Source organism: Streptomyces sp. NPDC090077, assembly GCF_044747545.1.
Classification (GTDB): Bacteria; Actinomycetota; Actinomycetes; order Streptomycetales; family Streptomycetaceae; genus Streptomyces.
Genome location: NZ_JBIVEG010000006.1, coordinates 70,614 through 86,942 on the forward strand (window position 1 = coordinate 70,614; position 16,329 = coordinate 86,942).

Here is a 16,329-nt window from a genome sequence, read left to right on the forward strand (position 1 = left end):
CGAGCCCCCGAACGGCTGGAAGCATGCGGCCATGTCATCCCGGGCAGATACGCCGAAGAATGCGGGCACAGCGCGGACCGTCCTGCTGACGCTCGCGTCCGGACAGTTCCTGATGGCCCTCGACAGCTCCGTCATGAACGTCTCGATCGCCACGGTGGCCGAGGACGTGGGCACGAGCGTCACGGGCATCCAGGGCGCGATCACCGCCTACACCCTCGTGATGGCGATGTTCATGATCCCCGGAGGCAAGGTCGGGGCGCTGATCGGCCGCAAGCGCGCCTTCGTGATCGGCTGCTGCATCTACGGGGCCGGCTCCCTCACCACCGCGCTCGCCCCGAACATCGGCGTACTGCTGCTGGGCTGGGCGCTCCTGGAGGGGATCGGGGCATCGCTCATCCTGCCCGCGATCGTGTCGCTCGTCGCGGGCAACTTCTCCGTCGAACGCCGCCCCGCCGCCTACGGACTCGTAATGGCCGCGGGAGCGGTCGCGATCGCCGTCGGACCGCTGATCGGCGGCATCGCGACGACCTACTTCTCCTGGCGGTGGGTCTTCGCCGGAGAGGTCCTGGTGGTGCTCGGCATCCTCGCGCTCGCGCGCCGCGTCGCGGACGCGCCGCCCGGGGAACGCCGCGGCATCGACCTCGTCGGCGTCGTCCTGTCCGCGCTCGGGCTCGGGTCGTTCGTCTACGGCGTGCTCCGGTCCGACGAGTGGGGCTGGTTCACGCCGAAGCCCGGCGCGCCCGCATGGCTGGGGGTGTCCCTGACGACCTGGCTGGTCCTGGCGGGCATCGCGCTGCTGTGGCTCTTCCTCCGCTGGGAGGCCCGGCTCGCCGAGCGGGGCCGGGACCCCCTCGTCGACCCCGACATGCTGCAGAACAAGCAGCTCACCGGCGGCCTGACGATGTTCTTCTTCCAGTACCTCGTACAGATGGGCGTGTTCTTCGTCGTCCCGCTCTACCTGTCCGTCGCACTGGGCCTGTCGGCACTGGAGACCGGCGCCCGCCTGCTGCCGCTCTCGGTCAGCCTGCTCGCGGCCGCGACCCTGATCCCGCGGTTCCTCCCCGACGCCTCGCCGCGGCGGGTGGTGCGGCTCGGGATCCTCGCGCTGCTCGCCGGAGCACTGGTCCTGATGCTCGCCCTCGACCTGCACGCCGGCGCGGAGATCGTCACCGTCCCGCTGCTGCTGATCGGGCTCGGCATGGGCGCCCTCGCCTCGCAGCTCGGTTCGGTCACCGTGTCCGCGGTGCCGCAGGCGCGGAGCGACGAGGTCGGCGGCGTGCAGAACGCCGTCACGAACCTCGGCGCGTCGATCGGCACGGCACTCGCCGGGTCGATCATGATCGCCTCGCTCACCACCTCCTTCCTGACCACCATCGACCAGAACCCGGCGGTCCCCGACAGCGTCACGAGCCGGGCGACCGTCCAGCTGGAGAGCGGTGCGCCGTTCCTGTCCGACGCCCAGCTGAAGACCGCCCTCGCGGAGGCCGGCACGAGCCCGGAGGTGTCCGAGGCCGCACTCGACGCGAACGCGGAGGCCAGGCTCGACGGCCTGCGCGCGGCCCTCGCCGTGCTGGCCCTCGGCGCACTGATCGCCCTGTTCTTCACCCAGCGGATCCCCTCGGCCCAGCCCCGCTCCCCGGAGGCGTAGGCCCGGCGGGATCCGGCAGAGGAAGCCCGCGCCCCCGGGCTACTCCGCTGCCACGCCCTCCGCCGCCCGGATCGCGTCCCGGTAGACGCGCGCCGCCGCACGCAGCGCCGTCTCCGGGTCGGTCCCCGACGCCTCGGCCCGCGCCGCCAGTTCCAGCAGCTCGTACCCGATGCCCTCGCCCCGGGGCAGCTCCACGGCCACCCCGCCGGTACGGGCCCGCCCGGCGAGCTTCGCCGCCAGCGCCAGGCCCGGCTGGCCCAGCGGGATCCCGTCGGTGACCGAGTCCCGCTGCTTCTCCACCGCCTTGGTGGCCTGCCAGTGCGCGCTGACGTCCTCCGGGGACTCGGCCGTGGCGTCCCCGAACACGTGGGGGTGGCGCCGGATCAGCTTGTCGACCAGGTCGCCGGCGACGTCGTCGACGGAGAAGGCCTCCGCCCCGTCCTCGCCGCCGCCCTCCTCCTCGGCGATCCGGGCGTGGAAGACCACCTGGAGCAGGACGTCGCCGAGCTCCTCGCGCAGCGCGTCCCGGTCCCCGTCCTCGATCGCCTCGACCAGCTCGTACGCCTCCTCGATGGCGTACTTCACCAGCCCCTCGTGGGTCTGCCGCGAGGTCCAGGGGCACTCCCGGCGCACCCGGTCCATCACCTGCACCAGGTCCAGCAGCCGCGCCCCCGGCAGGTCGTACGAGCCGGGCAGCAGCTCCAGGTCGGGCATGGCGACGCGGCCCGAACCGGCCAGCCGGGCCAGCCCGTCCGTCAGCCGCTGGTCGCCCTCACCGGAGGGCAGCACCACGACCGTGCGGCCCCCGGCGCACTCCTCGACCAGCGCGTGCGCGTCCGGGCTCTCCTGCACCACCTCGACCCCCGCCTCGCGCAGGTACGGCAGCTGCGGGTGGCCCGGGTCGGCGCACACCACCCGGTCCGCGGCGTGCAGGGTCTGCCAGGCCGGCCACGACAGCAGCCCGGGGGCGACCCGGTGGCTGGCGGTCAGCAGGACGATCCGGCCCGTGGGCTCGGCGGGAGCGGCGGCGGAGGCGGAGGTGTCGTTCACCCCCCGAACCTACCCCCGCCCGCCGCCCTCAGGCTCCGGCGGGTGCCGCCTGCTCGGGACGGGTCACCTGGGTGATCCACGGCGTCTTCTGGTCCCCGAGCAGGATCTGCTGCGCGTCCCACTGCCCGTAGCGCGGGTTGACCTCGATGTGCAGCGCCTTCGCCGCCTCCGCCAGCTTGGCCAGCGCCTTGTCCTGGCTGCCGTAGTGCGCGAACAGCTTGTCCCGCAGCAGCTTGAACCGGGTGTCCGCCTCGATCTGCCCCGGCGCCAGCTGCGCCTGCTGGAGCGCCGCGTCCCGCAGCTCCTTCTCCCCGCCCAGCTGCTCCAGCTGCGCCTTGCGGACGTCCTGGACCTCCTTGGGCGTCACGCTCAGCCCGGCGTCCTCCGCCGCCCGCTCCAGGACGGCGCTCTGGATCATCTTGTTCAGCTTCAGCCGCTCCAGCCCGGCGGTCGCGCCGATCAGCTGCGCGCCCTGCTCGGACGTGCTCTGGGCGGCGCGCACGTCGCCGACCTGTGCCTGGAGCGCCGAGGTGGTGATCCGCTCACCACCGACGACGGCGGCGGTACCGGGCCGGGTCTCGCCGGAACACGCGGTCAGCAGGGGGGCCGCCGCGAGCAGGACGGCGGAGACGGAGAGCGCTGTGCGACGGTGCAAAGGAGCCTCCAGGGCCGGGAGATTGTGCTTCGGTGCACAAGGGCCTTGCGGTGATCGATGGTATGCAGTCAGGGTGGCCCGAGCCACCGGTTCGACCAACGATTCCGGTGGTGTTGGGGTGCGAGTTCACCCCCCGGTCACCGCGGAGTCCTTCCTTCCTGAGATCGTCGGTGCACCATGCCGACATCTCAGCTCGCCCAGCGCCAGATTCCGGACCGGTCCGCGACACGGGCCCCGCGAGGGGCCGGGCGGGCTGCGGGGGTGTCCGGGGCGGTGTTCGCCTCGCTCGTCACGGCCGTTGCCGTGTGCGGCGGGGACGCCGTCGCGCGGGTGTTCCCGTACGGGGGGCGCCACCGCAGCGTCAACGACCTCGGCAACCAGTTCGTGCCGTTCCACGCGCACCTGTGGGACCTGCTGCACGGGCGGGCCGAGGGCGGGCTGCTGTTCAACTGGCAGTCCGGGTACGGGACGAGTTTCCTGCCCGACTTCGGGACGTACCTGACGAGCCCGTTCGCCCTGCTCGTGGCGGTGTTCCCGCGCGAGGACATCGACCTCGCCGTGTACGTGGTGACCGTGCTCAAGATGACGGCCGCCGCCGCCGCGATGGCGTGGCTGCTGCTGGGCCAGCGGCGCGGGCCGTGGTGGGCGGCGGGGCTGCTGGGGGCCTCGTACGCGCTGTGCGGGTGGTCGGTGATCGAGGCCGCGTACAACCCGATGTGGCTGGACGGGCTCGTCGCCTTCCCGCTGCTGTGCCTGACCGGGGAGTGGGCGCTGCGGGGGCGGCGGCCGGTGCTCGGGGTGCTGGTCGTCGCGGTGGGGTGGACGGCCAACTTCTACACCGCGTACATGGCCACGCTCGGCGCGGCCCTGGTGCTGGTGGTGCGGGTGGTGCTGACCCGGGAGGGGGTGCGCGAGCGGGCCCGGGTGGTCGGGCGGGCGGCGGTGACGACCCTGCTGGGGATCGGGCTGGCGGCGCCGGTGCTGGTGCCGCTGTTCCTCAGCACGAAGCAGGCGTACCCGGGCTGGTCCAAGGAGTTCGGGCCGGTGCCGTGGTCCGACTTCTTCGCCCGGCTGCTGCCGGCCACGTACTCGTTCAACTCCCCCGCCGTCTTCGTCGGAACGGGGACCCTGCTGCTGGTCGCGGCCCTGCCGTTCCACCGGGCGCTGCCGGTCCGTACCCGCTGCTGGTGGGCGGGGCTGGTGGCGGTGGTGGCGCTGTCCCTGCAGTGGGAGCCGACCCATCTGCTGTGGCACCTCTTCGCCACCCCGAACGGCAGCGCGTACCGGCAGACCTTCGTGCTGGCCGGCCTCGCGGTGATCGCCGCCTGGACGGGGCTCGCCGCGGGCGTGCCCGGGGTGCGGGCGCTCGCGGCGGGCGCCGGGCTGCTGGTGGCCGCCGCGCTGTGGGCGGGGAGCAGCGCCCTGGTGACGCCGTGGGGGTACGCGCTGTTCGCGGGCGGGCTGGCGGTGGCGGCCGCCGCCTGGCGGGCGCTGGACCGGCGGCGGCTGCGGGCGGCGGCCGGCGGGCTGCTCGCGGCGGTGCTGGTGGCGCAGGCCGCGGCGACGACGGCGTACGGGCACAAGGGCAAGCTGGCCGGGCTGGACGACTACCCGTCGTGGAACACGGCGCACACCGCGCGCGCCCGCGCCCTGGCCGGGGCGGACGGCTGGCCGGCGTACCGGACCGACGCGGGCCGGCCGGCGCTGTCGGGCAACGACCCGGTGCTGCTGGGCGGCGAGGGCGGCTCGTACTACAGCAGTCACACCCCGGACGTGTTCACGCGGACGATGACGGCGCTCGGCGCGGGCTCGACCTCGCGCGGGCGCAGCGTGCAGAGCCTGGACAACCCGGTGACGGACGCCCTGTTCGCGGTGGGCGCCCGGCTGAAGCCCGACGGCACGGTCGCCCGCGCCGAGGCCCTGCCGCTGGTCACCGTCCGGCCGGCCGGGGAGCCCGGGGCGTACGGGGACTCGCCGTTCGCCAACCAGGAGCTGCTGCTGGGCGCGAAGGTGTACGAGGACCCGGTCGCGCCCGGGGTCTGCCGGGCGGGGACGGAGGCGTTCCTGTGGGCGCCGGAGTACAACGCGACGGCCCGGCTGACGGGCGGGCGCCCCTTCAAGCTGAACGGCAACCCGCCCAAGAACCGGGCGGCGCTCCAGTCGCTGGGGCTCTCGCGCGGGCCCGCCTCGAAGCTCGTCTTCGACCGCCCGGCCCCCGACCGGTGGGCGCTGTCCTGCCTGGACGGGGCCCGGCTGCACGCGGCGGTCGCCGGGCTGCGGGCGAAGGCCGCCACCGCGGTCCGGGTGACCTCGTCGGGGCTGACCGCCGCCCTGCCGCCGGGGAGCGCCGGCACGGCGGTGGTCGCGGTGCCGGCCATCGCGGGCTGGAGCTGCGACGGCCGCCCGGGGCAGTCCCGCCTGGGCCTGCTCGCCGTCCCGCTGGACGGCCGGAGCACGACCGTGAGCTGCGCGTTCAGCCCGCCGGGCCTGCCGGCCGGGGCGGCCGTCGCGGGGGTGTCCGTACTCGTGCTGGCCGGGCTGGCGCTGCGGCGGCGCCGGCGGGGCGGGGGCGCGGCGGTGTAGGAGCCCCCGGCGTCCGGGCCGCCGGGGGGGCGGTTCAGCGCACCTGGCCCAGCCACTGGAGGGTGCGGCGGACCTCCACGGGGAGGGGGTGTGCCGGGCCGTGGACGCGGTCGGCGTCGTAGAGGAGGCGGACCAGGGTGTCGTGGGCGGCGGCGCGGTCGCCGAGGGAGAGCAGCAGGTGCGCTATCCGGCGGCGGACCTCCAGCGGCAGGCCCGGGTCCGGATTGGCGTAGTGGTTCTCGAACAGGGGCAGCAGGGAGCGGTACTCCGCCAGGGCGGCGGCCGGTTCGCCGAGCTGTTCCAGGCACTGGGCGGCGTCGTAGCGGAAGCGCAGCGACTGGGGGTCCCCGGCCGGGGACTGGTCGGCGAGGCGGCGCAGTTCGGGCAGGGCCCGGCGGTACTGGCCGTCGTCCATGAGGGTGGCGGCGTACTGCTTGCGCAGGCTGCGGACCACCGGGGAGTGCTCGCCGTGCTCGGCGGCGGCGGCCGGGAGGATGTTGCCGAGGATGTCCACGGCCTGGGTGAGCCGGCCCTGGTCCAGCAGCTTGCGGGCCTCGTCGACCGCGCCGGGGATGTCGGGGCGGGGCGGTGCGGGGGGCGCGGCCGGGCGCGGGGGCACGGCGGCGGCCCGGTCGGGCCAGGGGGCCTGGGGGCGCAGGAAGGGGCGGGTGGGGTCGAGCGGGCCGGAGGGGTGGCGGCTGCCGGGGACCGGGAGCAGCGGCGCGAGGGCCTCGTAGACCTCCTGGGCGGAGCCGGGCCGGTCCTGGGGGTCCTTGGCGAGGAGGCGCAGCAGGACGGCCTCCAGCTCGGCGGGGATCTCGGGGCGCAGCGGGCGCACCGGGGCCGGGGGTTCGTAGAGGTGGCGGTGCAGGACTCCGAGGGCGGTGGTGCCGGCGAAGGGGACGCCGCCGCTGAGGAGTTCGTACAGCAGCACGCCGAGGGCGTACAGGTCGGTGTAGGGGCCGACGGCGCCGCCCATGGCCTGTTCGGGGGCCATGTAGGCGGGGCTTCCGATGGGGGAGCCGGTGCTGGTGAGGCGGGTGGTGTCGGTGTCCATGACGGAGGCGACGCCGAGGTCGAGGACGAGGACGGTGCCGTCGGGGCGGATCATCACGTTGCGCGGCTTGAGGTCGCGGTGGACGATCGGCACCGCGTGCACGGCGGAGAGCACCGCGCACAGCTGGGCCACGACGGCGACGGCCCAGGGCCAGGGGTAGGGGTCGTGTTCGGCGAGGTGGTCGGCGAGGTCGGAGCCCTCGACGTAGCCCATGACGAGGTAGAGCTCGTCGCCGTCGCTGCCCGCGTCGTGGACGGTGACCAGGCCGGGGTGGTCGACCTGGGCGGTGACCCGGCATTCGCGCACGAAGCGGCGGCGGAGTTCCTCGGCGACGGTGCCGGGGCCGGCGACCTTGTCGGGGCGCAGCAGCTTGACGGCGACGCGGCGGTCGAGGCGGCGGTCGTAGGCCGTCCACACCTGGCCCATGCCGCCCTGGCCGAGGACGGTGGCGAGCTGGTAGCGCTCGCCGATGAGGCGCTCGGTCACGGGCGGTCGTCCTGGATCGCCGTGGAGTTCGGGTCCTGGTAGGGGCCGCCGGGCTGCGGGGGCCGGGGCGGGTTCTGCTGCCGCAGGAGTTCGCTGAGCTCGTCGAGTTCGGCGCGGACCTGCCCGAGGCGCGGGGGCGGGCCGGGCTGCTGCGGGGGAACGGGCGGCTGGGCGGGCGGCTGCTGGGCCGGCGGGTAGCCGTAGCCGGGCGTGGTCTGGTGCGGCGGCTGCGGCTGGTGGAGCTGGTGGGACTGGTGGGGCTGGGGCTGGTGGTGCTGGGCGTACGGGGCCTGCGGCGCGGGCGGGTACCAGGGGGCCGGGGCCAGGGCCTTGGCCTCGTGGTGCTTGATGTCGGAGACGAGGTAGTACACGCAGATCGCGAAGCCGGTGAAGATCGAGCCGCCGGCGCCGAGGTTGCCCTGCCAGCCGTTGGTCTTCTCCGTCGGGTCGAGCTCGATGAAGACGATCCACACGACGGACAGCAGCAGGCTCAGCACCAGCAGCGCCCAGTCGCGGCCCTTGCGGGTGAGGATGGCGAGCCGCACCATCGAGCCCCAGGCGAAGAACCCGCAGGTGAGGACGGGCAGCGCCGTGAACAGCACGCGCAGCGCCATCGCGCCCCCGGAGAGGGGCCGGTGGCCGCTCGGGCCTTGCTGCGGCGGGATGCCGGGGCCGTGCATCGGTGCTCCTGACGGGCCGTGCGGATAGGTGACGGCTCGAAGCGTATACAGCGTTTCCGGCCGTTCGTGAGGGGATGGACCCAACCGTTGCAGGGTCGCAGCACGGTCAGTCCGGTGTGACGCTGCCGTCCGAGAGTCCGTCGTACAGGCCTTGTACGAGCTGCTCCCCCAGGCGTCCCGCCAGCCTCAGGGCGTCCTCGAACTCGGCGAGGGCCCGGAACCGCGCCCCGTAGCGCCGCTGTTCGGCGGGGGGCAGCCGGGGCAGCTGGAGCCGGCGCACGTCGAGGCGGGTGGCGGTGGAGGCGTGGCTGCTGGCGCGGCGGGTGTTGGCGGTGCCGCGCAGGAACCCGGCGAGGAACCAGGGGTCGAGGGCGGCGGGGTCGGGGCGCAGCAGCTGGAGGTTGCGGCCGATGACGGCGCCGGCTCCGCTGGCGGGGTCCTCGGTGACGACGCGGGCGGCGGACAGTGCGCCGACGACGGGGACGACGACGTCGCCGGGTTCGGCGACGAGGGTCTCGCCGGTGTCGGGGCCGGGGGTGGCCGCGGTGCCGGAGGGGGCGTTTCCGGCGTAGACGTCGTACTCGGTGAGGACGGGCAGTTCGCCGGGTCCGGTGCCGGTGCCGGCGCGCAGCAGCAGGGCTCCGGCGCGGGCGAGTTCGCCGACGGTGGTCTGCGACGGCGGGGCGGCGGACCGCCCGGCGGGGGACGCGGTCGGCGGGGTGAGCCGGGCGGCGCGGGCGAGGGTGCCGTCGAGGCGTTCGCGTACGGCGGCCAGTTCGGCGAGGCCGCCGCCGGCGGCGGGCGGCGGCAGGTGGCGGGCGGGGGTGAGGTCGACGTCGTCGTCGAGGAGTTCGACAACGGGTACGACGCGGCTGACGCCGGGGGTCTCGGGGACCGTGCCGGTGCGGTCGTACGCGGTCCAGGTGGCGAGGACCGCGTCGCGCACGCCGGGCCGGGCGGCCCGCGCCCGGGCGGGCCCGTCGGGGTCGAGGCCGGCGGTGTCCACGAGGAGCAGTCCGGCGGGGGCGGGGGCTCCGGGGGCGGGCTTGCGCAGCACCCACAGCTGGAGCGGGATCCCGTACGGGGGTGCGGCGCCGGCGGGGAGGGAGACCACGGCACGCAGGGCGCCGCGGCGCAGCAGGTCGGCTCGGATGCGGCGGCCGGAGCGGCGGGCCGCGGCGGCGGGCGGCATGAGCAGTACGGCGGTGCCGCCCTCGCGCAGCCGGGCCAGGGCGTGCTGGATCCAGGCGAGTTCGGATTCGGTGCGGGCGGGGAAGCCGTACTCCCAGCGGGGGTCGTAGGCGAGCTCCTCGTGGCCCCAGTTGCGTTCGTTGAACGGCGGGTGGCAGAGCACGGCGTCGACGGCGGCGTCGGGGAACGCGTCGGCGCGCAGGCTGTCGGCGGCGGCGGCGCGGACCTGGGCGGAGCCGTGCAGGGCGAGGCGGAGCGCGGCGAGGGCGGCCAGTTCGGGCGAGGCGTCCTGGGCGTGCAGGACGGCGGCGCCGGTGAGGGCGCGCAGGGGGCTGCCGGTGCCGCAGGCGGGGTCGAGGGCGGTGCGGATCCCGGGTCCGGCGAGGCCGGCCATGAGCTCGGCGCAGCCGTCGGGGGTGAGCGTGTACTGGCGGGGGTTGGCCTCCAGGTGGCGGCCGAGGAGGAACTCGAAGGTCTGGCGGGCGCCGGGTCCGGCGGCGAGTTCGGCGACGGCGCGCAGCAGCGGTACGGCGGTGGCGGCGGGCAGCGCGGGCACGGGGTGGCCGGCTCCGAGCCGGGCGGTGAGCGCCTCGGCGCGTACGGCGGGGAGCCGCTCGGCGAACCGTTCGTCGGGGAGGGCGGCGAGCTCCAGCCACTGTGCGGGGCGGTCCCGTACGACGAGCAGTGCGGCGCCGGCTTCGACGAGCGCGGCGACGGCCCCGCCGGGGTGGGCGGTGATCTGCTGCCAGACGCGTTCGCGCAGCGGGACCTCGGCGAGCTTGCCCTGGGCCCGGAGCCAGTCCTCCACTGCGGGCAGGGCGAAGGAGGGGCTGGTCTCGGTTCCGCCGACGGGCTTGGGGAAGTCGGGGTGGCGGCGGCGCCAGTTGCTCACGGCGGCCCGGCCGACCCCGGCCAGGCGGGCGATCTCGGCGGCGGTGACCTCGGGGACGTTCTCCTCCAGCATGCCGGGAGCATACCGGTACACAGCCTGGAATCCACTTCACAGCGTGAATCCAATCAATCACGTGAATCGTGTTGACTCGGTTCACACCCTCTGTTGTGATGATCCCGTCAACAGCGGAGAACGCCGGCCGCCCCGAGAGATCCGAGACAGGAGCACACCCATGTCCCAGTCCTCCACCCCGCGCCAGAGCTGGATCGTCCGCCACAAGGTCCTCACGGGCACCGGAGCGCTCGTCACCCTCGTCGCACTGGGCGCGTGCACCGGGGGCGGCGGCACGGGCGGCTCGAAGGACACCGGCGCGAAGAAGCCCGCCGCCTCTTCCTCTTCCTCCTCTTCTTCCTCCACCGGCGGCAGCCCCAAGGCGGGCAGCGGCGGCGGGACGCAGAGCCCGAAGCCGGCCGAGCCGAAGAAGGACGCCAAGAAGGCGGCGATGCGCGGCAGCGGCACCTTCCAGGTCGGCTCGGACCTCCAGCCCGGCACCTACCGCACCACCGGCAACAAGGGCCTGGGCTGCTACTGGGAGCGCGCCAAGGACGCCTCGGGCGAGGTCGAGTCGATCATCGCCAACGACAACGTCGTCGGCACCAGCTACGTGACCGTCCAGGCGGGCGACAAGCTCTTCAAGTCCACCGGCTGCAACGACTGGGAGGCCGTCGACCCGAAGGCCGTCTCCGACGCCCCGAAGACCGAGGCCGCCGGCGACGGCGGCATGTTCAAGGTGGGCCTCGACCTCGCCCCCGGCACCTACAAGTCGAGCGGCCCCGCCGCGGGTTCGGCCGGCTGCTACTGGGAGCGCGCCAAGAACGCCGCCCACGACGTCGACTCCATCGCCGCCAACGACAACCCCACCGGCCCGGCCGTCGTCACCGTCTCCGCGCAGGACGGCTACTTCAAGACCACGGGCTGCGCGACCTGGAAGAAGTCCTGACCCAGGACTCCAGCGCCACCGGATACCCTCCGGGCTCTGAACAGATCCCAGGGGGGGACCCGCTCATGCGCACCACCACGCCCGCCGCCATGTCCGCGACCGCGACCGCACTCGCCTGCGCGGCCCTGCTGACCGTGACCGGCTGCGGCCCCGGAGCCGGCCCGGCGGCGAAGGAGGCACCCGCCGCCTCGGCGGCACCCGACCCGCTCGCGGGCCGGGACCCGGCCGCCGTCCTGCGCGCCGCGTACCAGGAGACGGCACGGGCCGAGACCAAGAACGCCCTCGTGAAGCGCACCATCGGCGACCGCGAGATCAGCGCGCAACTGACCTTCGAGGGCGACGGCGGCTGCTGGGGGAAGGTCACCGTCGCGCACGCCGGGACCGGGGAGATCCTGATGGAGGGCGGCAGGCTCTCCGTCAAGGGCGACGAGGGCTTCCTCAAGGACCACTTCAGGGACCCGACCGCCAGCTACCCCGACAGCGGCCAGGGCTGGATCGACTCCAGGACCTCCGACCCCTCGGTCGCGCACCTGCGCACCCTGTGCGCGGCGGCCCGGCCCGACCAGGCCTTCCCGGCGGAGCCCGCGGACGTCCGCCGCGAGCCGGACGCCCGCCAGAACGGCAAGCCGGTCGCGGTGTTCCGGCCGAAGGCCGCCGGCGGCGCCGAGGTCACCGACCACGTCCTGCTGGACGCGGTGCCGTACCTGGTCAAGCACGACCGGCAGGGCCCGGATTCCGGCTCGGTCGAGTACACCGGCGTACGCCGCTCCGGCTGACCCGGCCGCCCGTTCAGGCCCCGGCCACGGCCCGGACGTGCAGGTGGCCGCTGAGCGGGAACGCGGGCGGGGCCGCCGGGAGGACGGCGCGGAACGGGTAGCCGCTCTTCTCCGCCACCCGGCAGGAGGCCCCGTTGTCCTCCTGGTGCAGCAGTTCGAGGCGTTCCAGCCCGGAGCCCCCGAAGGTCGCGAACGCCCAGCCCGTCAGGGACTCCAGGGCCCGCGGGGCGACGCCCCGGCCCCGCGCGGAGGCCACCGTCCAGTAGCCGACCTCGGCCGACGGCCCGTCCGGCACGGGCCGCTTGAGCACCACACCGCCCACCAGCACCAGGGCCGCGCCCGCCGGCTCCACCACCGCGAAGGCGAACCGCAGGCCCTCCTCCCAGCCCCGCCGCTGCTCCGCCACCCACCGCAGCCCGCCGTCCGCGCCGTCCGGCGGCCCGGCGGTCCAGCGCCGCAGGAACGGGTCCGCGTACGCCGCCACGAGCGCGGGGGCGTCCTGCTCCCGCCAGGGGCGCAGCATCAGGGCGGGCAGGTCCGCCGTCGCGGCGGAGCGCAGGACCGTCGGTGTGATCATCGGCCGATGTTACGCACGGCCCCGGGCCCGCCCGCGTGCGCCGCGCGGGCGGGTTCCCGTACCGCGCCCGGTCAGGAGCCGAGGATCGTGGTGAGGAACTCCCCGGTCCAGGCGAGCAGTTCGCGGCCGACGAGCGGCTTGCCGCCGACCTTGGCCGTCTTCGGGCGCGGCACCAGCACCTGCGAGGTGGCCGGCTTGAGGACCGTCCCCGGGTAGAGGCGCTTGAGGCGCAGCTCCTGCGACTCGCGCAACTCCACCGGCCCGAAGCGGATGTTCGGGCCCTGGAGGGTGATGTCCCCGACCCCGCAGGCCCGCGCCAGCATCCGCAGGCCCGCCACCAGCAGCAGGTTCTCCACCGGCTCCGGCAGCTTGCCGTAGCGGTCCGTCAGCTCCTCGCGGACGGCCTTGATGTCGGCCTCGGAGTTCGCCGCCGCGATGGACCGGTACGCCTGGAGGCGCAGCCGCTCGCCGGGCGCGTAGTCGTGCGGGACGTGCGCGTCGACCGGCAGCTCGATCTTCACCTCCAGCGGCGGCTCCTCCTCCATCCCGCCCTCGACGGCGGCCCGGTAGTCGGCCACGGCCTCGCCGACCATCCGGATGTACAGGTCGAAGCCGACGCCCGCGATGTGCCCGGACTGCTCGCCGCCCAGCAGGTTGCCCGCACCGCGGATCTCCAGGTCCTTCATCGCCACGTACATGCCGGCGCCCATCTCGGTGTGCTGGGCGATGGTGGCCAGACGCTCGTGCGCGGTCTCCGTCAGCGGCTTCTCCGGCGGGTAGAGGAAGTACGCGTACCCGCGCTCGCGGCCGCGCCCGACGCGGCCGCGCAGCTGGTGCAGCTGGCTCAGGCCGAAGTTGTCGCCGCGCTCCACGATCAGGGTGTTGGCGTTGGAGATGTCGATGCCGGACTCGACGATCGTCGTGGAGACCAGCACGTCGAACTTCTTCTCCCAGAAGTCCACCACGACCTGCTCCAGGGCCTGTTCGGACATCTGGCCGTGGGCCGTCGCGATCCGCGCCTCGGGCACGATCTCCCGCAGCTTCGCGGCCGCCCGGTCGATGGACTCGACCCGGTTGTGGATGTAGAAGCACTGGCCCTCGCGCAGCAGCTCGCGCCGGATGGCCGCGCCGATCTGCTTCTCCTCGTACGGGCCGACGAAGGTGAGCACCGGGTGGCGCTCCTCCGGCGGGGTGGTGATCGTCGACATCTCGCGGATGCCGGTCACCGCCATCTCCAGGGTGCGCGGGATCGGGGTCGCGGACATGGTCAGCACGTCCACGTTGGCGCGGAGCTTCTTCAGCTGCTCCTTGTGCTCGACGCCGAAGCGCTGCTCCTCGTCGACGATGACCAGGCCCAGGTCCTTGAACTTGGTCTCCTGCGAGAACAGCCGGTGGGTGCCGATGACCACGTCGACCGAGCCCTCCTTCAGCCCCTCCAGGGTGGCCTTGGACTCGGTGTCGGTCTGGAAGCGCGACAGCGCCCTCACGTTGACGGGGAACTGGCTGTAGCGCTCGGAGAAGGTCCCGAAGTGCTGCTGCACGAGGAGGGTCGTGGGGACCAGGACGGCCACCTGCTTGCCGTCCTGCACGGCCTTGAAGGCGGCCCGGACCGCGATCTCCGTCTTGCCGTAGCCGACGTCGCCGCAGATCAGCCGGTCCATCGGGACCGACTTCTCCATGTCCTCCTTGACCTCGGCGATGGTGGTGAGCTGGTCGGGGGTCTCCGCGTACGGGAAGGCGTCCTCCAGCTCGCGCTGCCAGGGGGTGTCCGGGCCGAAGGTGTGGCCGGGGGCGGCCATGCGCGCGCTGTACAGCTTGATGAGGTCGGCGGCGATCTCCTTGACCGCCTTCTTCGCCCGCGCCTTGGTCTTCGTCCAGTCGGCGCCGCCGAGCCGGTGCAGGGTCGGGGCCTCGCCGCCCACGTACTTGGTGACCTGCTCCAGCTGGTCGGTCGGGATGTACAGGCGGTCGCCGGGCTGGCCGCGCTTGGCCGGCGCGTACTCGACGAGCAGGTACTCGCGGGTGGCGCCCTGCACGGTGCGCTGCACCATCTCGATGTAGCGGCCGACACCGTGCTGCTCGTGCACGATGTAGTCGCCGACCTCCAGGGTGAGGGGGTCGATGGACTTGCGGCGCCGGGTCGGCATCCGGCCGAGGTCCTTGGTGGCGGTGCGCTGCCCGGTCAGGTCGGTCTCGGTGAGGACGGCCAGCTTCAGCGCCGGGTCGACGAAGCCGTGGTCGAGCGAGCCGCAGGCGACGTGCACGAGGGAGGGCTCCAGCGCCCCCAGCCGCGGCTCCAGCCGGGCGGCGATGCCCTCGCCGCCGAGGACCTCGACGGTACGGGCGGCCGGGCCGTGGCCCTCGGTGAGGTAGACGGTGTGCCAGCCGTCGGCGATCCAGCCCTTGGTGTCGGCGAGCGCGCGGGCGGTGTCGCCGCGGTAGGCCTCGGGGGCGTGCATGCCGAGCTTCAGCACGTCGCCGCCGATGACCTCGTCGCCGGCCGCGAAGGGGGACACCGACCACCACATCATGCCGAGCTCGCGCGCGTGCTCGCGCACGTCCGCGATCCCGCGCAGCGAGGCCGCGCCGACGTCGATGGGGGCCTCGCCGCCGCCGGCGGTGGCCGCCCAGGAGGCCATCAGGAACTCCTGCGAGGTCGCCACCAGGTCGGCGGCCCGGGTGCGCACCCGCTCCGGGTCGCAGACCACGGCCATCGCCCCGGCGGGCAGGACGTCGATCAGCAGCTCCATGTCGTCGACGAGGACCGGGGCGAGGGACTCCATGCCCTCGACCGCGATCCCCTCGGCGATCTTGTTCAGCAGTTCGCCGAGCTCCGGGTGCTCCTCGGCCAGCGCGGCGGCCCGCTCGCGCACCTCGTCCGTGAGCAGCAGCTCCCGGCAGGGCGGGGCCCACAGGCCGTGCTCGGCGATCTCCAGGGAGCGCTGGTCGGCGACCTTGAAGTAGCGGATCTCCTCGACCTCGTCGCCCCAGAACTCCACGCGCAGCGGGTGCTCCTCGGTGGGCGGGAACACGTCGAGGATGCCGCCGCGCACGGCGAACTCGCCGCGCTTCTCGACCAGCTCGACGCGGGCGTACGCGGCTGCCGCGAGCGCCTCGGTCACCACGCCGAGGTCGGCGGTGTCGCCCTGCCGCAGGCTCACCGGAACCAGGTCCCCGAGCCCCTTGACCTGCGGCTGGAGCACGGACCGGATGGGGGCGACGACCACCTGGACGGGGCCGGCCGCCGGGTCCTCCTTGCTCGGGTGCGCGAGCCGGCGCAGCACCGCGATGCGGCGGCCGACGGTGTCGCTGCGCGGGCTGAGCCGCTCGTGCGGCAGCGTCTCCCAGGCCGGGTAGTCGACCACCTCGTCGGGGGGCAGCAGGGAGCGCAGCGCGGCAGCGAGGTCCTCCGCCTCCCGCCCGGTGGCGGTGACCGCGAGCACGGTCCGCTCGGTACGGGCGGCCAGGGCGGCGATCGCGAAGGGCCGGGCGGCGGGCGGGCCGACGAGGTCCACGTGCATGCGGTTGCCCTCCCCGGCCGCGGTGACCGCCTCGGCGAGGGCGGGATCCCGGGTGACGGCGTCGAGCAGTCCGTGCAGGCTCATGAGACAGGCTTTCCATCCGGTGAGGGGCGAGGGGTGCCGGGGGCAACGCGAAGGGCCCGACACGTGAACGGGCCGGGGGTTCCCACCCTATGACGCCGCTCCCCCGGCCGCGCGGGGCATTCCGCCTCC

Annotated in this window: 11 protein-coding genes; 4 read left to right on the top strand and 7 right to left on the bottom strand. The window is 74.6% G+C overall.

Annotated features, from left to right (window positions below; translation table 11 throughout):
• Positions 1 to 31 precede the first annotated feature (31 nt).
• On the top strand, positions 32 to 1,648 hold the full coding sequence (locus tag ACIPW5_RS12760) for an MFS transporter (RefSeq protein WP_401243965.1): 1,617 nt from the start codon (positions 32 to 34) through the stop codon (positions 1,646 to 1,648).
• 39 nt (positions 1,649 to 1,687) lie between these two features.
• Here the strand turns inward: ACIPW5_RS12760 and ACIPW5_RS12765 are convergent, their stop codons facing one another.
• Together ACIPW5_RS12765 and ACIPW5_RS12770 are read right to left on the bottom strand one after the other, a co-directional pair.
• Positions 1,688 to 2,698, bottom strand: coding sequence for a nucleoside triphosphate pyrophosphohydrolase (locus ACIPW5_RS12765; RefSeq protein WP_401243967.1), 1,011 nt, complete (start codon positions 2,696 to 2,698; stop codon positions 1,688 to 1,690).
• A gap of 28 nt (positions 2,699 to 2,726) precedes the next feature.
• A complete protein-coding gene (locus tag ACIPW5_RS12770) occupies positions 2,727 to 3,353 on the bottom strand; it encodes a SurA N-terminal domain-containing protein (RefSeq protein ID WP_401243968.1) in 627 nt (208 codons plus the stop codon).
• A 177-nt stretch (positions 3,354 to 3,530) separates the two neighbouring features.
• Between ACIPW5_RS12770 and ACIPW5_RS12775 the strand changes: the two genes are divergently transcribed.
• Complete coding sequence (locus ACIPW5_RS12775; protein ID WP_401243970.1) at positions 3,531 to 5,936, top strand: YfhO family protein; 2,406 nt, start codon at positions 3,531 to 3,533, stop codon at positions 5,934 to 5,936.
• Positions 5,937 to 5,970: 34 nt separating this feature from the next.
• On the opposite strand, the gene ACIPW5_RS12780 is transcribed toward ACIPW5_RS12775, so the two are convergent.
• The 3 genes from ACIPW5_RS12780 to ACIPW5_RS12790 form a co-directional block, all read right to left on the bottom strand.
• On the bottom strand, positions 5,971 to 7,479 hold the full coding sequence (locus ACIPW5_RS12780; RefSeq protein ID WP_401243972.1) for a protein kinase: 1,509 nt from the start codon (positions 7,477 to 7,479) through the stop codon (positions 5,971 to 5,973).
• Positions 7,476 to 8,159: a hypothetical protein gene (locus ACIPW5_RS12785; RefSeq protein ID WP_401243973.1), complete on the bottom strand. Its 684-nt coding sequence runs from the start codon at positions 8,157 to 8,159 to the stop codon at positions 7,476 to 7,478. The genes ACIPW5_RS12780 and ACIPW5_RS12785 overlap by 4 nt, the downstream gene beginning before the upstream one ends.
• 106 nt (positions 8,160 to 8,265) lie before the next feature.
• The gene (locus ACIPW5_RS12790) at positions 8,266 to 10,314 is read right to left on the bottom strand and encodes an N-6 DNA methylase (protein WP_401243975.1); all 2,049 of its coding nucleotides are present in this window, start codon (positions 10,312 to 10,314) and stop codon (positions 8,266 to 8,268) included.
• Between the two features lie 160 nt (positions 10,315 to 10,474).
• Here ACIPW5_RS12790 and ACIPW5_RS12795 point away from each other — a divergent pair, with 160 nt between their 5' ends.
• Complete coding sequence (locus tag ACIPW5_RS12795) at positions 10,475 to 11,242, top strand: hypothetical protein (RefSeq protein ID WP_401243977.1); 768 nt, start codon at positions 10,475 to 10,477, stop codon at positions 11,240 to 11,242.
• Positions 11,243 to 11,307: 65 nt separating this feature from the next.
• Entirely contained in the window at positions 11,308 to 12,018 is a 711-nt protein-coding gene (locus tag ACIPW5_RS12800; protein WP_401243979.1) for a hypothetical protein, read from the top strand.
• Between the two features lie 13 nt (positions 12,019 to 12,031).
• On the opposite strand, the gene ACIPW5_RS12805 is transcribed toward ACIPW5_RS12800, so the two are convergent.
• Positions 12,032 to 12,595 (bottom strand): GNAT family N-acetyltransferase, encoded by a 564-nt coding sequence (locus ACIPW5_RS12805; protein WP_401243981.1) that lies wholly within the window; start codon positions 12,593 to 12,595, stop codon positions 12,032 to 12,034.
• Positions 12,596 to 12,666: 71 nt separating this feature from the next.
• Positions 12,667 to 16,200 carry a transcription-repair coupling factor gene (gene mfd, locus ACIPW5_RS12810; RefSeq protein ID WP_401243983.1) on the bottom strand — a complete coding sequence of 1,178 codons (3,534 nt, stop codon included), beginning with the start codon at positions 16,198 to 16,200 and terminating at the stop codon, positions 12,667 to 12,669.
• Positions 16,201 to 16,329 lie beyond the last annotated feature (129 nt).

What these genes read in the sequence shown, in the direction of transcription:
- ACIPW5_RS12760 (WP_401243965.1), top strand. Translation starts at nt 32, where the DNA reads ATGTCATCCCGGGCAGATACGCCGAAGAATGCGGGCACAGCGCGGACC.
- ACIPW5_RS12775 (WP_401243970.1), top strand. Translation starts at nt 3,531, where the DNA reads ATGCCGACATCTCAGCTCGCCCAGCGCCAGATTCCGGACCGGTCCGCG.
- ACIPW5_RS12785 (WP_401243973.1), bottom strand. Translation starts at nt 8,159, where the DNA reads ATGCACGGCCCCGGCATCCCGCCGCAGCAAGGCCCGAGCGGCCACCGG.
- ACIPW5_RS12790 (WP_401243975.1), bottom strand. Translation starts at nt 10,314, where the DNA reads ATGCTGGAGGAGAACGTCCCCGAGGTCACCGCCGCCGAGATCGCCCGC.
- ACIPW5_RS12795 (WP_401243977.1), top strand. Translation starts at nt 10,475, where the DNA reads ATGTCCCAGTCCTCCACCCCGCGCCAGAGCTGGATCGTCCGCCACAAG.
- ACIPW5_RS12800 (WP_401243979.1), top strand. Translation starts at nt 11,308, where the DNA reads ATGCGCACCACCACGCCCGCCGCCATGTCCGCGACCGCGACCGCACTC.
- ACIPW5_RS12805 (WP_401243981.1), bottom strand. Translation starts at nt 12,595, where the DNA reads ATGATCACACCGACGGTCCTGCGCTCCGCCGCGACGGCGGACCTGCCC.
- mfd (WP_401243983.1), bottom strand. Translation starts at nt 16,200, where the DNA reads ATGAGCCTGCACGGACTGCTCGACGCCGTCACCCGGGATCCCGCCCTC.